General features: G+C 62.6%; 14 protein-coding genes. 7 read left to right on the top strand and 7 right to left on the bottom strand.

Annotated features, from left to right (window positions below; genetic code table 11):
• The first annotated feature begins 82 nt into the window (after positions 1 to 82).
• Positions 83 to 1189 (top strand): peptidase C39 family protein, encoded by a 1107-nt coding sequence (locus AC6I6U_RS18280; protein WP_497877437.1) that lies wholly within the window; start codon positions 83 to 85, stop codon positions 1187 to 1189.
• On the opposite strand, the gene AC6I6U_RS18275 is transcribed toward AC6I6U_RS18280, so the two are convergent.
• Positions 1168 to 2319 carry a PQQ-dependent sugar dehydrogenase gene (locus AC6I6U_RS18275; protein WP_497877436.1) on the bottom strand — a complete coding sequence of 384 codons (1152 nt, stop codon included), beginning with the start codon at positions 2317 to 2319 and terminating at the stop codon, positions 1168 to 1170. The two genes, AC6I6U_RS18280 and AC6I6U_RS18275, sit on opposite strands and share 22 nt — an antisense overlap.
• Before the next feature lie 41 nt (positions 2320 to 2360).
• Complete coding sequence (locus AC6I6U_RS18270) at positions 2361 to 2714, bottom strand: hypothetical protein (RefSeq protein ID WP_497877435.1); 354 nt, start codon at positions 2712 to 2714, stop codon at positions 2361 to 2363.
• A gap of 325 nt (positions 2715 to 3039) precedes the next feature.
• On the opposite strand from AC6I6U_RS18270, the gene AC6I6U_RS18265 reads away from it, so the two are divergent.
• Positions 3040 to 5430 carry an autotransporter family protein gene (locus AC6I6U_RS18265; protein ID WP_497877434.1) on the top strand — a complete coding sequence of 797 codons (2391 nt, stop codon included), beginning with the start codon at positions 3040 to 3042 and terminating at the stop codon, positions 5428 to 5430.
• A gap of 44 nt (positions 5431 to 5474) precedes the next feature.
• Here the strand turns inward: AC6I6U_RS18265 and AC6I6U_RS18260 are convergent, their stop codons facing one another.
• A complete protein-coding gene (locus tag AC6I6U_RS18260; RefSeq protein WP_497877433.1) occupies positions 5475 to 5651 on the bottom strand; it encodes a DUF2188 domain-containing protein in 177 nt (58 codons plus the stop codon).
• Positions 5652 to 5932: 281 nt separating this feature from the next.
• Here AC6I6U_RS18260 and AC6I6U_RS18255 point away from each other — a divergent pair, with 281 nt between their 5' ends.
• The 3 genes from AC6I6U_RS18255 to AC6I6U_RS18245 all read left to right on the top strand — a co-directional run bounded on the left by AC6I6U_RS18255 (position 5933) and on the right by AC6I6U_RS18245 (position 9823).
• On the top strand, positions 5933 to 6451 hold the full coding sequence (locus AC6I6U_RS18255) for a GAF domain-containing protein (protein ID WP_497883056.1): 519 nt from the start codon (positions 5933 to 5935) through the stop codon (positions 6449 to 6451).
• Between the two features lie 281 nt (positions 6452 to 6732).
• Positions 6733 to 8319: an ABC-F family ATPase gene (locus tag AC6I6U_RS18250; protein WP_497877432.1), complete on the top strand. Its 1587-nt coding sequence runs from the start codon at positions 6733 to 6735 to the stop codon at positions 8317 to 8319.
• A gap of 310 nt (positions 8320 to 8629) precedes the next feature.
• Positions 8630 to 9823, top strand: a complete 1194-nt coding sequence (locus AC6I6U_RS18245) for an MFS transporter (protein WP_497877431.1) — start codon at positions 8630 to 8632, stop codon at positions 9821 to 9823.
• Position 9824: 1 nt separating this feature from the next.
• Here the strand turns inward: AC6I6U_RS18245 and AC6I6U_RS18240 are convergent, their stop codons facing one another.
• The gene (locus tag AC6I6U_RS18240; RefSeq protein WP_497877430.1) at positions 9825 to 10862 is read right to left on the bottom strand and encodes an alpha/beta hydrolase family protein; all 1038 of its coding nucleotides are present in this window, start codon (positions 10860 to 10862) and stop codon (positions 9825 to 9827) included.
• A 247-nt stretch (positions 10863 to 11109) separates the two neighbouring features.
• Positions 11110 to 11721: an FMN-dependent NADH-azoreductase gene (locus AC6I6U_RS18235; protein WP_497877429.1), complete on the bottom strand. Its 612-nt coding sequence runs from the start codon at positions 11719 to 11721 to the stop codon at positions 11110 to 11112.
• Positions 11722 to 11851: 130 nt separating this feature from the next.
• Here AC6I6U_RS18235 and AC6I6U_RS18230 point away from each other — a divergent pair, with 130 nt between their 5' ends.
• Both AC6I6U_RS18230 and AC6I6U_RS18225 read left to right on the top strand, forming a co-directional pair.
• Positions 11852 to 12760, top strand: coding sequence for a LysR substrate-binding domain-containing protein (locus AC6I6U_RS18230; protein WP_497877428.1), 909 nt, complete (start codon positions 11852 to 11854; stop codon positions 12758 to 12760).
• Positions 12761 to 12771: 11 nt separating this feature from the next.
• Positions 12772 to 13116 (top strand): MmcQ/YjbR family DNA-binding protein, encoded by a 345-nt coding sequence (locus AC6I6U_RS18225; protein ID WP_497877427.1) that lies wholly within the window; start codon positions 12772 to 12774, stop codon positions 13114 to 13116.
• Positions 13117 to 13123: 7 nt separating this feature from the next.
• Here AC6I6U_RS18225 and AC6I6U_RS18220 read toward each other — a convergent pair whose 3' ends face one another.
• The gene (locus AC6I6U_RS18220) at positions 13124 to 13558 is read right to left on the bottom strand and encodes a DUF1294 domain-containing protein (RefSeq protein WP_497877426.1); all 435 of its coding nucleotides are present in this window, start codon (positions 13556 to 13558) and stop codon (positions 13124 to 13126) included.
• A complete protein-coding gene (locus AC6I6U_RS18215) occupies positions 13555 to 14382 on the bottom strand; it encodes an undecaprenyl-diphosphate phosphatase (protein WP_497877425.1) in 828 nt (275 codons plus the stop codon). Before AC6I6U_RS18215 ends, AC6I6U_RS18220 begins: the two co-directional genes overlap by 4 nt.
• Between the last annotated feature and the right edge of the window lie 178 nt (positions 14383 to 14560).

Raw genomic sequence — 14560 nt, 5'->3', positions numbered from 1 at the left:
GATCCGTTGAACAAGACACTTTCTATTAAGCACCAACTTTCGGGAAAGTCCCGTTTCGTTACGCAACTTTTACGGTGGTTATATGGATCTCGTCTTTCGCCCTGCCACAACCGATGACCTGCCCGCCCTGCTGCAACTCGAGGCACACTGCTTCACCGGTGATCGGCTGACTGCACGCAGTTTTCACTGGATGATCAGCCGGGCCCATGCCCGGCTGATCGTCACCCAGCAGCCTGACGGCCAACTGGCCGGTTATGCCCTGCTGCTGTTTCACCGGGGAACCTCCCTGGCGCGCCTGTATTCAATTGCGATCGCGCCCCATGCCCGCGGTATCGGCTTGGGCAGGCAACTGCTGCAACACAGCGAAGCCTGTGCCCTGGAGCACGACTGTGCCTACCTGCGGCTGGAGGTACGCACCGACAACGGCGCGGCGATCGCCCTCTACGAACACAACGGCTACAGGCGCTTCGGCATGATCAACGACTACTACGAAGACCACGCCGATGCGTTGCGCCTGGAAAAGCGCATCCTGCAACATCCGGCCAGGCGCGAGGCCCAGGTGCCCTACTATGCCCAGACCACCGAGTTCACCTGCGGTCCGGCCTGCCTTTTGATGGCAATGGCCGCTCTGCAACCTGAGCGCCAGGCCACGCGGCGCGAGGAAGTACAGATCTGGCGCGAGGCGACCACCATCTTCATGACCTCCGGGCATGGTGGCTGCAGCCCCCAGGGCCTGGCATTGGCGGCCTGGCGCCGCGGTTTCGCGGTACGTCAGCAAGTGAGCATCGACGGCCCGCTACTGCTCGACGGCGTGCGCAGCGAGCATAAAAAAACCGTCATGCGCCTGGTGCATGACGGTTTTGAAGAGGCGTTGCAAGAAACCGACGTCGAGCAGATCGTTGGCAACACCCTCGACCTGCCGCAACTGCTGGCCGCCGGCGGCAAGCCGCTGGTCTTGATCAGCAACTACCGCCTGACCCGTTCCAAGGCACCCCACTGGGTGATCGTCACAGACTGTGACGAAGAGTTCGTCTACCTGCATGACCCGGATGTCGACCATAGCCAGCATCGCCAGCCCCTGGACTGTCAGCACCTGCCGGTGAGCCGCGGGGAGTTCGACAAGATGAGCGCCTTCGGCCACCGCAAGCTGCGGGCCGCGGTGATCCTCTACTCCAGACCCACCTTGTAGAGCCCGCCGTCCTCGGCATCGGTCAGCACATACAGGTAACCGTCCGGCCCCTGGCGGACGTCGCGTATCCGCGACTTCAGGCCGCTGAGCAGCCGCTCTTCGTGGACGACCTTGTCGCCATCGAACTGCAGGCGGATCAGCTCCTCGGCGGCCAACGCACCGATGAACAGGTTGTGCTGCCATTTCGGGAAACGGTCGCCGTCATAGAAGGCCATGCCGCTCAAGCCCGGGGATTTTTCCCAGACATGATGGGGTGCCACGGTGCCCTTGACTATCTTGCCCTGGGCCTCGGGGATGGGCAGCAGCGAGTAGTTGATGCCATGGGTCGCCAGCGGCCAGCCGTAGTTCTTGCCACGCTCGATGATATTGATCTCGTCACCGCCACGGGGCCCATGTTCGTGGGTCCACAGGGTGCCGGTCCAGGGATTGAGCGCTGCGCCCTGCTGGTTGCGATGTCCATAGGACCAGATTTCCGGGCGTACGCCCTGTTGGCCGACAAAGGGGTTGTCGTCGGGGACTCGGCCATCGGGGAAGATCCGCACCACCTTGCCTTGCAGCTTGTCGAGGTCCTGGGCGGTCGGTCGCTCGTTGTTCTCGCCCAGGGCGATGAACAGATAGCCGTCACGGTCGAACACCAGCCGCGAGCCGAAGTGGTTGCCGGTCGACAGCTTGGGCTCCTGGCGGAAGATCACCTTGAAGTCCTCCAGCCGTTGCAGATCCGCCGACAACCGCCCGCGCCCCACCGCCGTACCGGCCTTGCCGCCTTCGCCACCGCCCTCGGCGTAGGACAGGTAGACCAGGCGGTCTTCCTTGAAGGATGGCGACAGCACCACGTCGAGCAAGCCGCCCTGGCCCTTGGCCCAGACCTGGGGCACACCGCCCAGCGGGGCCGACAGCTTGCCATCGGCACCTACCACCCGCAGGTTGCCCGGCCGCTCGGTTACCAGCATGCCCTGCCTGTCCGGCAGGAATGCCAGGGCCCAGGGGTGCTTGAGGCCGCCCACGATTTCGGTGGTGGTCACCGGGCCCAGCTCGGAGCTGGAGGTCTGCGGCGCGGCCAGGGCCTGCTGCAATGGCAGGCTCAGGAGCGCGCCGACGCACAGGGTGGCCATCAGTTTTCTGTGTAACATGGACAGTTCCTTATGGAGATAAAGAAGGGCCACGGCAACGATCAACGCTGCGTGTTCGGGCTGCGGGTGCCCGGCTGGATAGGCACGGCCTTCGGTGCCTGCTGCTGGCGCGGATAGCCGTTGCCGATAGCGCCATTCTCGATGGTCGAAGGGCGTGGCGTGGGCTGGGTATTGGGACCGCGCACGGGCGGTGTGCTGGGTTCGGAACCCTGGCGGCTGTTCGGGTTCGCGCGGCGGATCGGGCTGTTGTAGGGGTTGTCGCTGTTGGGCAGGTTCTGCGCCAACTGCAACGGAACCGGCCCGGTCCCATCCAGCGGCGCAGCGCTTGCGGTAATGGCGAAGGCCAGCAAACCGGCTGCCAGCAGCGGGGCCAGGCCAAGTGCGCGTCTGTTCATGAGGCCTCTCCTGCAGATCGGGTTCATCAGGTGATTGCGGATATCCCACCCTACTCTGATAACACCCTAGTGCCAGGGTTCGAACCTGAGGAAAATTTCATATGACAGAATGCTTCAGGCCCCTTCCGGTTCGCTATCCGCGAAGTCTCCCGTTCAAACCCTCCAGCCTACGCCCTTTTGCCCCACACATAACCTGTCATTCCTGATAGTTATCCCGGCGGATTTTTTCCGCTATAACCCCAGCAACAACACCCATTCCCAGCGCATGGGGCCCTGGGGATGCGTCGTGGTGACTTTGCCCTGTCCTTTATCAAGGATGAACGCAATGACCCGACGCCCACTCGCCAGTTGCTGCGCCCTGCCCCTGCTGATGCTGGTACTGCAGGATTCCCGTGCCGCCTGCGACCTGAACCCGACGGCCGGCGACGACCACTTCGTCTGCGACAGCGGCACCGCCCCCGGAGTTGTCGATCTCCAGGGCAACAACAGCCTGGACATGCCGTATCCGGGCACCGGGACCATTACTGGCAACGTGATATTCGGCAACGGCAACGACAGTGCAACGATCGCCAGCGGCACCCTCGACGGCAACCTTGACCTGGGCAGCGGCAACAACCGCTTCAACATGAGTGGCGGGATCATCCGCGGCACCCTCACCGGTAGCGCCCAGGCAACCATGAGCGGCGGTTCGATAGGCCAGGTCGACCTGATCAACGACAACAACCGCTTTCAACTGCAAGGTGGCGCCATCCTCGGCAACCTGGTCAGCACAGGCGCCAATGACGTGGTCATGGTTACCGGCGGCACCATTGGCAGCGTGACCCAGTCCGCCGACATCGTCACATCGGGTGGCAACAACCAGGTATTGATGAGCGACGGCACGGTCTATGGCGAAATCCACACCAGCAGCGGCGACGACTTTTTCAACTGGCGCGATGCCGGCATCATCCATGGCGCCATCCTCATGGGCGCCGGCAACGATCGGGCGCTGATCCAGAACCTCCCGGAAGCCACGCTCTCCAGCACACCTTCGCTCGATGGCGGCCTGGGCAACGACAACCTGGTCTTCGAAAACAGCAGCCCGGGCACCGGAGGGCGCTATGTGCACTGGGAATCCGTGGCACTGACCAACCACTCGGCGATGACCCTAAACGACAGCCTGGTGCTGGGTGACAGCGGCACGGGCAGCGGCCACCTGGACATCGATGCCAGTAGCAGCCTGAGCAGCAGCACCGGCTTGATCAGGGCCTTCGACGGCAGCCAGAACGCCACCCTGAACAACAGCGGCACGATCTACCTGACCACCGGCGGTGCCCAGGCCTCCGACCGGCTGACGGTCATCGGCAACTATGCCGGTAACGGTGGCAGCCTCAACCTGCACAGTGTCCTCGCCGGCGACAATTCGCCCTCGGACCGGCTGGTGGTGTCGCGCGGCAGTCTCTCGGGCAGCACCGTGATCAACGTCACCAACCTCGGCGGCAGCGGCGCCGAAACCCTGCAGAATGGCATCCAGGTGGTGGAGGCCAACCAAGGCGCGAGCAGCAGCGACGGCGCGTTTCATCTCGGCGGCACGGTCTCGGCCGGGCCATTCGATTACTTCCTGTACAAGGGCGGCGTCACTGCCGGCACCCAGAACAACTGGTATCTGCGCTCCAGCGTGACAGGCCCGGTAGTGCCATTGCCCGAGCCGGAAGGTCCGGTCACCCCGCTGCCGGAACCGGGAGGCCCGCTGCTGCCGGACCCGGAGCCTGGCGAAACCATTCCCTTCTATCGGCCCGAAGTCGCCGTCGACGCGTTGGTCGGCCCCGCCGCCGCCCTGCTGGACCAGGCAACCCTGGGCAACTTTCACCAGCGCCAGGGTGAGCAGGCGCTGCTCAAGGCCAACGACCAGGGCAACGCCGGCTGGCTTCGCACGTTCGCCAGCCAGGTGCGCCAGGGCTGGTCGGGCGACGTCGCTCCGAGCCTGAATGGCCGGTACTGGGGACTCCAGGCCGGGCACGACCTGTACTCGACCAGCGATGACGGCGGCAACCGTTACAAGGCCGGACTGTTTGTCAGCCATGCCCGGCTCCACGGCAGTGCGCGGGGCTTCGTCGACGGTTTCCAGGACAGTCGGGCCGGTAGCCTGCAGATCGACAGCGACAGCCTCGGAGCCTACTGGAGCCTGATAACCCCCAACGACGCCTACCTCGACGCGTTGGCCATGGGCAGCCGCTACCACGGCAGCGCCCACTCCGATCGCCAGTTGAAATTCGATATTGCCGGCCACGGCCTGAGCTTCTCGCTCGAAGGCGGCTACCCCTACCCGCTGGCCGCCGGCTGGGTGCTCGAACCCCAGGTGCAGCTCATCATCCAGAAGGTTTTCCTGGACAACGACAACGATGGCATTTCGCAGGTCAGGCCGGACTCGCAGGACTATTTCAAGGGCCGCCTTGGCGCCCGCATCAAGAACACCCTGAAGGTTGGCCAGGTGCCCCTGGAGCCCTATGTGCGTGCCAACCTGTGGCACACCTTTGGCGGCCGCGACACCCTGAGCTTCGACGGCTACCCGATCAGGACCGACCACCGCGCCAGCAGCGTGGAATTGGGCAGCGGCGTGCTGGCCCGGCTAGGCCGCGATTTGAGCGTGTATGGTGGCGTCGACTACGCCAGCCATATCGACAGCCGCCAGCAGGAAAGCCTTTCGGCCACCCTGGGCGTCAGGCTGGACTGGTAGTGCCTGAACTCCCGGGGAACTTTCCCCGGGAGCATCGCCGATGACTAGGCGGATTGACGTACCTTGTGCAGCGGCAGCGATACCGCGTAGGCCATCGCTTCTTCCCGGGTTTGGAATGAACTGAGCCGATCGGTTTCGGTACAGACCTTCCACGGGCCACCGCCGACACGGATCACGTCATAGCCGTTGACATGGGTTTTCAAGAGCTGGGGAACACTCATAGTCACCTCCATTGCATCAAACATCCGAGGTATTGCCAGGCCACCATACACCCGGTCGGCGCCGATGAACTGTCCGTACGTCGCATGGGGCATGACCCAACAGCTCAAGCATGCCCATCGGGGTTGTATTGGGCAGCCGACTCCAGCAGGATGATGGCATTACGACATTTATCGCCGCAAACATGCTGGAACCACCGAGAAACGCCAAGCTGGCGACATCGGCGGGCACCGCCACCTTTCCGGATGATGAGCACATCACACCCAAATGTGGAGAGTGCCCCATGCACAACCGCTCGATGGAACCCCATGAGTTCCTGTCCGCCGAAGAACGCGCGGCCATTGCCGAGATCGAGGCGAGCACCAGCGTGCTGCGCCTGGTTACCCGAGTGACCCAGATGCGATTCGCCGCCATCGCGAAGTTCACCGATACCGAGTGGGTCACCTGTTCCGTGTACGACCCGGACAACCTCGGAATCGAGCCCGGTGAATGCGCCCTGGTCGAAACCACCATCTGCAACGAATTCAAGCGCAATCCGCAAGCGCTGCTGATCCCCCAGATCAGCAAACATGAGCGCTTTGCCCTCCGGCCCATCGTGAAACGCTTCGAGCTGGAAAGCTACGCGGGCGTACCGATCTTTCTTCCGGATGGCAGGATGTACGGCGCCTTGTGCGCATTGGACTCCCGCTCGGTGCCGCTTGAAGACCCTGATGTCGGAGAAACACTCGGACTGTTCGCGCGCCTGATCGGTTGTATCTTTTTTGCCAACCTGCAGGGGCATGGACCGCTACAGTGCCACTGACCGGCCTTGGCTTCGATCCGGTCTGCCCTCAAGTTTCTGCTGATCAATGAGTTCGCGGCAATGAACTGCCGGCCTACTTATGCGACAATGGGCTCAATGTCTGGCCTCAATCCCGCATTTATCGCCCAACCGTAGGGTCACAGCATGCAGATGCTGCTGTCGGCCTGCGCGCGTTGGCTCAACTCTGGCTCCGCCTGGAGCGAGCCGGAAAGCTCAAAATGGGTATCGAATCGACACCTACCGGGCTTTTCAGCAACATAAGCTATTGATAGGTAAAGTAATTGATCTCCACAGCTAACATCACGATGCAGTTCGGCGCCAAGCCGCTATTCGAGAACGTTTCGGTCAAATTCGGCAGCGGCAACCGCTACGGCCTGATCGGCGCCAACGGTTGCGGCAAGTCGACGTTCATGAAAATCCTCGGCGGCGATCTCGAGCCGTCCGCCGGCCAGGTCATGCTGGAGCCGAACGTGCGCCTGGGTAAACTGCGCCAGGACCAGTTCGCCTACGAAGAATTCAGCGTGATCGACACCGTGATCATGGGTCACGAGGAGCTGTGGAAGGTCAAGGCCGAGCGCGATCGCATCTACTCGCTGCCGGAAATGACCGAGGAAGACGGCATGGCCGTCGCCGAGCTGGAAACCGAGTTCGCAGAAATGGACGGCTACACCGCCGAATCCCGTGCCGGCGAGCTGCTGATGGGTCTGGGCATTCCACTGGAACAGCACTTCGGCCCGATGAGTGAAGTCGCACCCGGCTGGAAACTGCGGGTGTTGCTGGCCCAGGCACTGTTTTCCGATCCGGAAGTGCTGTTGCTCGACGAACCGACCAACCACCTGGACATCAACACCATCCGCTGGCTGGAGAACATCCTGACCCAGCGTAACAGCCTGATGATCATCATCTCCCACGACCGGCACTTCCTGAACAGCGTCTGCACCCACATGGCCGACCTGGACTACGGCGAACTGCGCCTGTTCCCCGGCAACTACGACGAGTACATGACCGCCGCGACCCAGTCGCGCGAGCAACTGCTGTCGGACAACGCCAAGAAGAAAGCCCAGATCGCCGAGCTGCAGACCTTCGTCAGCCGCTTCTCGGCCAACGCCTCGAAAGCCAAGCAGGCCACTTCCCGTGCCAAGCAGATCGACAAGATCCAGCTGGCCGAAGTCAAGCCATCGAGCCGCGTCAGCCCGTTCATCCGCTTCGAACAGACCAAGAAGCTGCACCGCCAGGCCGTGACCCTGGAGAACATGTCCAAGGGTTTCGACGGCAAGACCCTGTTCAAGAACTTCAGCTTCACCGTCGAAGCCGGCGAGCGCGTGGCGATCATCGGCCCGAACGGTATCGGCAAGACCACCCTGCTGCGCACCCTGGTCGGTGAGCTGACTCCGGATGCTGGCAGCGTGAAGTGGACCGAGAGCGCGGAGCTGGGCTACTACGCCCAGGACCATGCCCACGACTTCGAGGAAGATGTCAGCCTGTTCGACTGGATGGGCCAGTGGACCCAGGGCGAACAAGTGATTCGCGGCACACTGGGCCGCATGCTGTTCTCCAACGACGAGATTCTCAAGTCGGTCAAGGTGATTTCCGGTGGTGAACAGGGCCGCATGCTGTTCGGCAAGCTGATCCTGCAAAAGCCCAACGTACTGGTGATGGACGAACCGACCAACCACCTGGACATGGAATCCATCGAAGCCCTCAACCTGGCGCTGGAAAACTACCCGGGCACGCTGATCTTCGTCAGCCACGACCGCGAGTTCGTTTCGTCCCTGGCGACCCGCATCATCGAACTGAGCCCAACCGGCGTGGTCGACTTCAGCGGCACCTACGACGACTACCTGCGCAGCCAGGGCGTGGTGTTCTAAGAGCTGAGACAGTAGCAAGCGGGCTTGTGGTGAGCGGGCTTGCCCGCGCTGGGGGGCAAAGCCCCCCTGAAACCGGCGACCGCGCCCCGCCTGGAAACACCGGGACATAGGGGTCGGGGCTGCCTTGCAGCTCAGCGCGGGCAAGCCCGCTCGCCACAAACTCACTCATCTCAGGCATCAGCATTGAACCTTGAACCTTGAACCTCAAGCATTAGCCTCAAGCCTCAAAAAATTAGTTAGCCTGCTTTCCTTTATCCTGCCATCCCGCCATGATGAAGCTCTCCAACCGCCCGCCCGCGAACGAGCCTCCATGTCTGCCCAGCAACCGCCCCGCCAGCCCGGCAACCTGACCGTCACCCTGCAAATCGTCTCCATCGTTTTCTACACGTTCATCGCCTTTCTCTGCATCGGCCTGCCGATCGCGGTGCTACCCGGCTATGTACATGAACAGTTGGGTTTCAGTGCGGTGATCGCCGGCCTGACCATCGGTTCGCAGTACCTGGCCACCCTGCTCAGCCGGCCCATGGCCGGACGCATGGCCGACGGCGTCGGCACCAAGCGCACGATCATCTATGGCCTGCTGGGGATTTTCCTCAGTGGTGGGCTGACCCTGCTGTCAACACTGGTGCAACACCTGCCGTTGCTGAGCCTGGTCATCCTGATTGTCGGCCGCCTGTTGCTGGGCATCGCCCAGGGCCTGATCGGCGTCGGCACCATCAGCTGGGGCATCGGCCAGGTCGGTGCCGACCAGACCGCGCGGGTGATTTCCTGGAACGGTATCGCCTCCTACGGTGCCATTGCCATTGGCGCGCCACTGGGGGTGTTGATGGTTGCCGACTACGGTTTCGCCAGCCTCGGCATCGCCCTGTCGCTGTTGGCCGCTGGCGCCCTGCTGCTGATCCGCAACAAGCCTTCGGTGCCGGTGATCCGTGGGGAGCGCCTGCCATTCTGGGCGGTGTTCGGCCGCATCGCGCCCTACGGCGCCAGCCTGACCCTGGCCTCGATCGGCTACGGCACCCTGACCACTTTCATCACCCTGTTCTATCTCAGCCGAGGCTGGACTGGCGCCGCCTACTGCCTGACGGTATTCGGCAGCTGTTTCATCCTCGCCCGCCTGTTCTTCATTGGCAGCATCAACCGCTTCGGCGGTTTCAAGGTCGCCATTGCCTGCATGAGCATCGAGACCCTGGGGCTGATCCTGCTGTGGCTCTCGCCGTCCACCAGCGTGGCCCTGGCTGGCGCCGGACTGGCCGGATTCGGCCTGTCGCTGGTGTATCCGGCCATTGGCGTGGAAGCCATCCGGCAGGTGCCCACCACCAGCCGTGGCGCGGGCTTGAGCGCCTACGCGGTGTTTTTCGACCTGGCACTGGCGATCGCCGGGCCACTCATGGGCGCGGTGGCCTTGAACCTGGGGTATTCATGGATTTTCTGCTGCGCGGCGCTGCTGTCGATCATCGGCCTGTCGGTCACCGTGCTGCTGGCACGGCGCCCGACGACGCCGTGAGTCACTGATCGGCGGTCTGCATGCCGCCGCGGTTCGGCACGCTGAGGGTCTTGCTGAAGAAGCGCCCGGCCTCGGAGATCAGGTCGCGGTGGATATCCGCACGATTGACACCCTCGGGGTCGGTGCACAGGCCCGGCGTCGCGTGCAATTGCTCCTCGCTGCACGGCGCCATGAACACGAAGTGCCCGGCCCCGGCGATCAGCTTGAACTGCGGCGCCACCGGCAGCTTGCGCGCCAACGCCGCGGCATTCTTGTCGGGGAACACCAGCTTGTCGCCATCACCGCTGTACATCAGCACCGGCACATGCACGTCGGCCAAGGTATGCCGGCCGAACATCAGGCCCAGTGGTGCCATCAGCATCAGCGCATGCACGCGGGGATCAGCCACCGGCTGCAGGTCGTCACGGTCGACGATCAGTTCACCCTTGGTGGTGCAGGCGTCCTTGTCATCGGGAAACTCCTGGCAGTACCGCCGCAGGCGATCAAGATTCGGCTGGGCGCCGGAAAGGATCAGCGCCGTCTCGCCACCGGCGGAATAGCCGATGACACCGACCTCCTCCGCTTCGACGAACGGCGACAGCATCGGGTCGCCGAGGGTGGCGGTAATGGCTTCGGAAATCTGCATCGGCCGCCCGTAGAGATTGCTCAGGGTGCCCAGGCGGCTGTGGTCCTTGTAGTTGTCGCCCGGATGCAGCACCGCCACTACGACAAAGCCCTTGCGTGCCAGGGAGGTGGCCAGGTCATGCAGGGCCAGCGGCGTGCCAGTGTTGCCATGGGACAACATCAGCAGTGGGTAGCGGCCAATGGCAATGCGCGAGTCCTCGCTGGCCTGAACGGTGTAGCCCCCGATCTTGCTCCACTGCTCACGGGCCGTGGACGGATAAAAGGCGATCGCCTTCATCGGCTGCAGATCCAGCGGATCGAGGAACGTCAGGCGATGAAAGCCCACGCTCCAATGAGCCGCCGGAGCCGGGGCCGCCTGCACCGTGGTGAGGCTGCCAGCCAGGCAAATCAGAAATACTGCACAAAGACGCATCATGGGGATGCCCACCTTTGCCGAGTAATTACACACCAAAATCTCTGTCATTCCTTGAAACTGAGGCCTCGAACCCGGCCCCGACCGACTCTTCACAGTTTTCCAGAGCGCCTATGGGTATAGCCGCTGCACAAGCCACGCCAAGACTGATCGGCCGACGCAAAAAACTCCGTACCCCGATCATTCATCATGATCAGAGTACGGAGTTTAGTGTTTGTTACCGGAAGTTTCTTGCCCGTTTACAAAAGCTTTACGCGGCGGCGAACAAAGTGTCGCTGATCAGCGCCTGGGCGTCGTTCATGGCCTTGGTACGAACCTCTTCACCGTAGCCCAGGCCGTGGGCACGGACGAACTCGATGTCGGTGATGCCGAGGAAGCCGAACAGCACCTTCAGGTAATCTTCGTGACCCACGCCGGTTGGCAGGCCAACATGCAGGCCACCGGCTGTCGAGACGATCACGACTTTCTTGCCACCAGCCAGGCCTTCAGGACCATTTTCGGTGTAGCGGAAGGTCTTGCCGGCAACGGCGATACGGTCGATCCAGGCCTTGAGCTGGGTCGGTACGCTGAAGTTGTACATCGGCGCGGCGATCACGATGGCATCGGCAGCCAGGAATTCTTCCAGGGTCGAAGCGCTCAATTCGGCTTCGTGACGCTGGGCGACATCGCGCAATTCGGCAGCGGTGCCACCGGCGGCCAGGGTCAGGCTGGAGAAGTGGCTGATGGCATCGGCGGCCAGGTCACGATAGGTCACCACGCTCGAAGGTTCGGCGGCCTGCCAGGCCTTGACCACGCTTTGGCTCAGTTGGCGCGAAGCCGAGTTGTCGCCCAGGATGCTCGAATCGATATGCAAGAGTTTCATGTGGGATCTCCAAGTGAGGATCGCCACTTGGCGATCGAATTGAGATAATCCTACCTGCATAACGAATGAATGATTAGATGCTCCAAATGCGATAGATTGTCCTATAAATAGAACGATTGGATTTCACGCCATGCAAGACCTCAACGATCTCTACTACTTCGCGAAGGTTGTGGATGCCGGGGGCTTCGCCGCCGCCGGACGGCTGCTGGGGATTCCCAAGTCACGGCTGTCACGGCGCATCGCCGAACTGGAAGAACGCCTCGGTGCGCGATTGCTGCAACGCACCACCCGACAGTTGAAACTGACGGCGGTGGGCGAACGCTACCTGCGCCATTGCCAAGCCATGCTGCTGGAGGCGGAAATGGCCGACGAGGCCGTGGCCAGCATGTCCAGCGAGCCCCGTGGACGACTGCGGGTCTCCTGCCCGATCGGTTTGGCCCAGGAGTTCATGCCCTGGGTCATCTCCAGCTTCCTCGCGGCGCACCCGCTGGTGCAACTGGAGGTGGTCATGGTCAACCGCCGGGTCGACCTGATCACCGAGGGTATCGATGTGGCCCTGCGGGTTCGCGAACACGGTGACGAAGATCCGCTGCTGGTCACTCGCCGGCTGCGCCAGGCACAGACCTTCATGCTCGCCACGCCGGAGTTCCTGCGCGAACACCCGATCAACAGCCTCGACGATCTCAAGAACGTGCCAGTGCTCGGTGCCCTGGAAGCGGATCGCCTGGTACACCTGGGTCTGCTGGATGAACACGGGCAAAAACGCGAGCTGGCCCTGGAGGCACGGTTGGGCGTCGATGACTTCGTCGTCCGCAAGGCCTGCGCCCTCGCCGGACTGGGCTTCACCGTGCTGCCCATGCTGTACTGTGAGGAAGAACTGGCCAACGGCACGTTCGTGCGCATCCTGCCCGAATGGTCACTCCCGAGTGGCTGGCTGCAGGCGGTCTATCCCCATCGACGCGGGGTGCTACCGGCCCTGCGGGCCTGGATCGATCATCTGGCCGAAGCATTCAAAGGTTGTGGAGACAGGGCGCTATGAAGGTATCCACCATGGACTCAGAAGCAGTGGCACGCTTTTGCCTCGATCTTCCCGGTGCCCGGGAGGACTACAAATGGGGCGGTGTCCGGGTGTTTTCGGTCGCCGGGACCAAGATGTTCGCGCTGCTCAACCTGAGTGGCGACACCTTGTCATTCAAGGTCGACAAGGAGCTATTCCTCGGCCACATCGATCGCCCTGGAATCCGCCCCGCGCCTTATCTGGCCCGGGCGTTCTGGATCACCATGACGGCGCCCTACCCGCTGGGCGCCGAGGAATTGCAGGACCTGTTGCGTCGCTCCCACCAACTGGTGGTGGCCAAGCTGCCCAAGCGCAGCCAGGTCGGCCTGCTGCTATAGCGTTGCCCTATAAAAAGGACAGGTGCGCCAGGGTGGCGTCGAGGAACAACCGGTCGATCCAGAAAACCTGGTGCAGCAGCACAATCAGCCAGAACACCAGCTGGAACGACAGCTTGCGGGTCTTGTGCCGGAACGCCTGCTGGGCCAGCAACGCGCCTGGCCAGCCGCCCAGCAGTTCGACACCATGCAGGACCTTTTCCGGGATGCGCCAGGCGTCATTACGCGCCTTGCGCTTGTCGCTCCAGTAGAGAAAGAACGCCAGCAGGCTGGCGATGCCATAGCTCCACAGCGGCCAGCCGATTCCCGTGCCCAGCCACAGGCGCAACGCGCCGAAGCCAGGCAAGGCACACAGCAGCACCCACAGCACGATCTTGAGCTTGAGCTGCCGGACTCGACCGGTTGGCACCGGCCGGCCACTCTCGGCCGCGTTCGGCTTCTTCATCCCTTGGTCGACCAGTCGACCCAACCGAACTGCCAGGTAGCCAGGATCACCAGGCCGAAGACGATCCGGTACCAGGCGAACGCCGCATAGCTATGGCTGGCGATGAATTTCAGCAGGCCGCGCACGGCGATCATCGCGAACACGAAGGACGTCACGAAACCGACGGCGAACACCGGCAAGTCCGCCATCTGGAACTGATGACGGAAACCGTAGCCGGAGTACACGGCGGCGGCGACCATGGTTGGCATGGCCAGGAAGAACGAGAACTCGGTAGCGGTCTTGCGTGAAAGGCCGAACAGCAGGCCGCCGATAATGGTCGCGCCGGAACGGGAGGTGCCGGGAATCATCGCCAGGCACTGGGCGAAGCCGACCTTCAGAGCGTCCTGCCAGCGGATGTCATCCACGGTTTCGGCATGCACCGTGTGTTCACGACGCTCGGCCCAAAGGATAACCACCCCACCCACCACCAACGCCGACGCGACGGTGATCGGATTGAACAGGTAGGTGGCGATCACCTCCTTGAACAGCACCCCGAGAATCACCGCCGGCATGAAGGCCACCAGCAGGTTGACGGTGAAACGCTGGGCACTGCGCTGCTTGGGCAGGTCCCGGACGACGGTGAAGATTTTCTCGCGAAACTCCCAGACCACCGCAAGGATCGCGGCCAACTGGATGATGATGTTGAAGGCGATTGCCCGTTCACCGCCAAAACCGAGCAGATCGGCGACGATGATCTGGTGCCCGGTGCTGGAAATAGGCAGGAACTCCGTCAGGCCCTCGACAATACCCAGTATCAACGCCTGTGCGGCGGTCCAAAGATCCATCACTCCCCCTCAAGGCCCGCTCCCGCAGGTCCCTACAAAATCGAAAACCATGACTCGCCGCCTGGGCGTCCACGGGCAAGCCTGTTGCCCAGTCCGTCGGAAAACCGTGAAAAATGCCTGAAAAATCAAACATCAACTCAGGTTTACCGGGATTGGGCCGAAATCCTATCAGACATGC

The sequence above is a fragment of the Pseudomonas sp. UTLPPB19802 genome (assembly GCF_059730225.1).
Note: the sequence above shows the minus strand (reverse complement) of the source record. Positions and strands in the feature narration are given on the sequence as shown.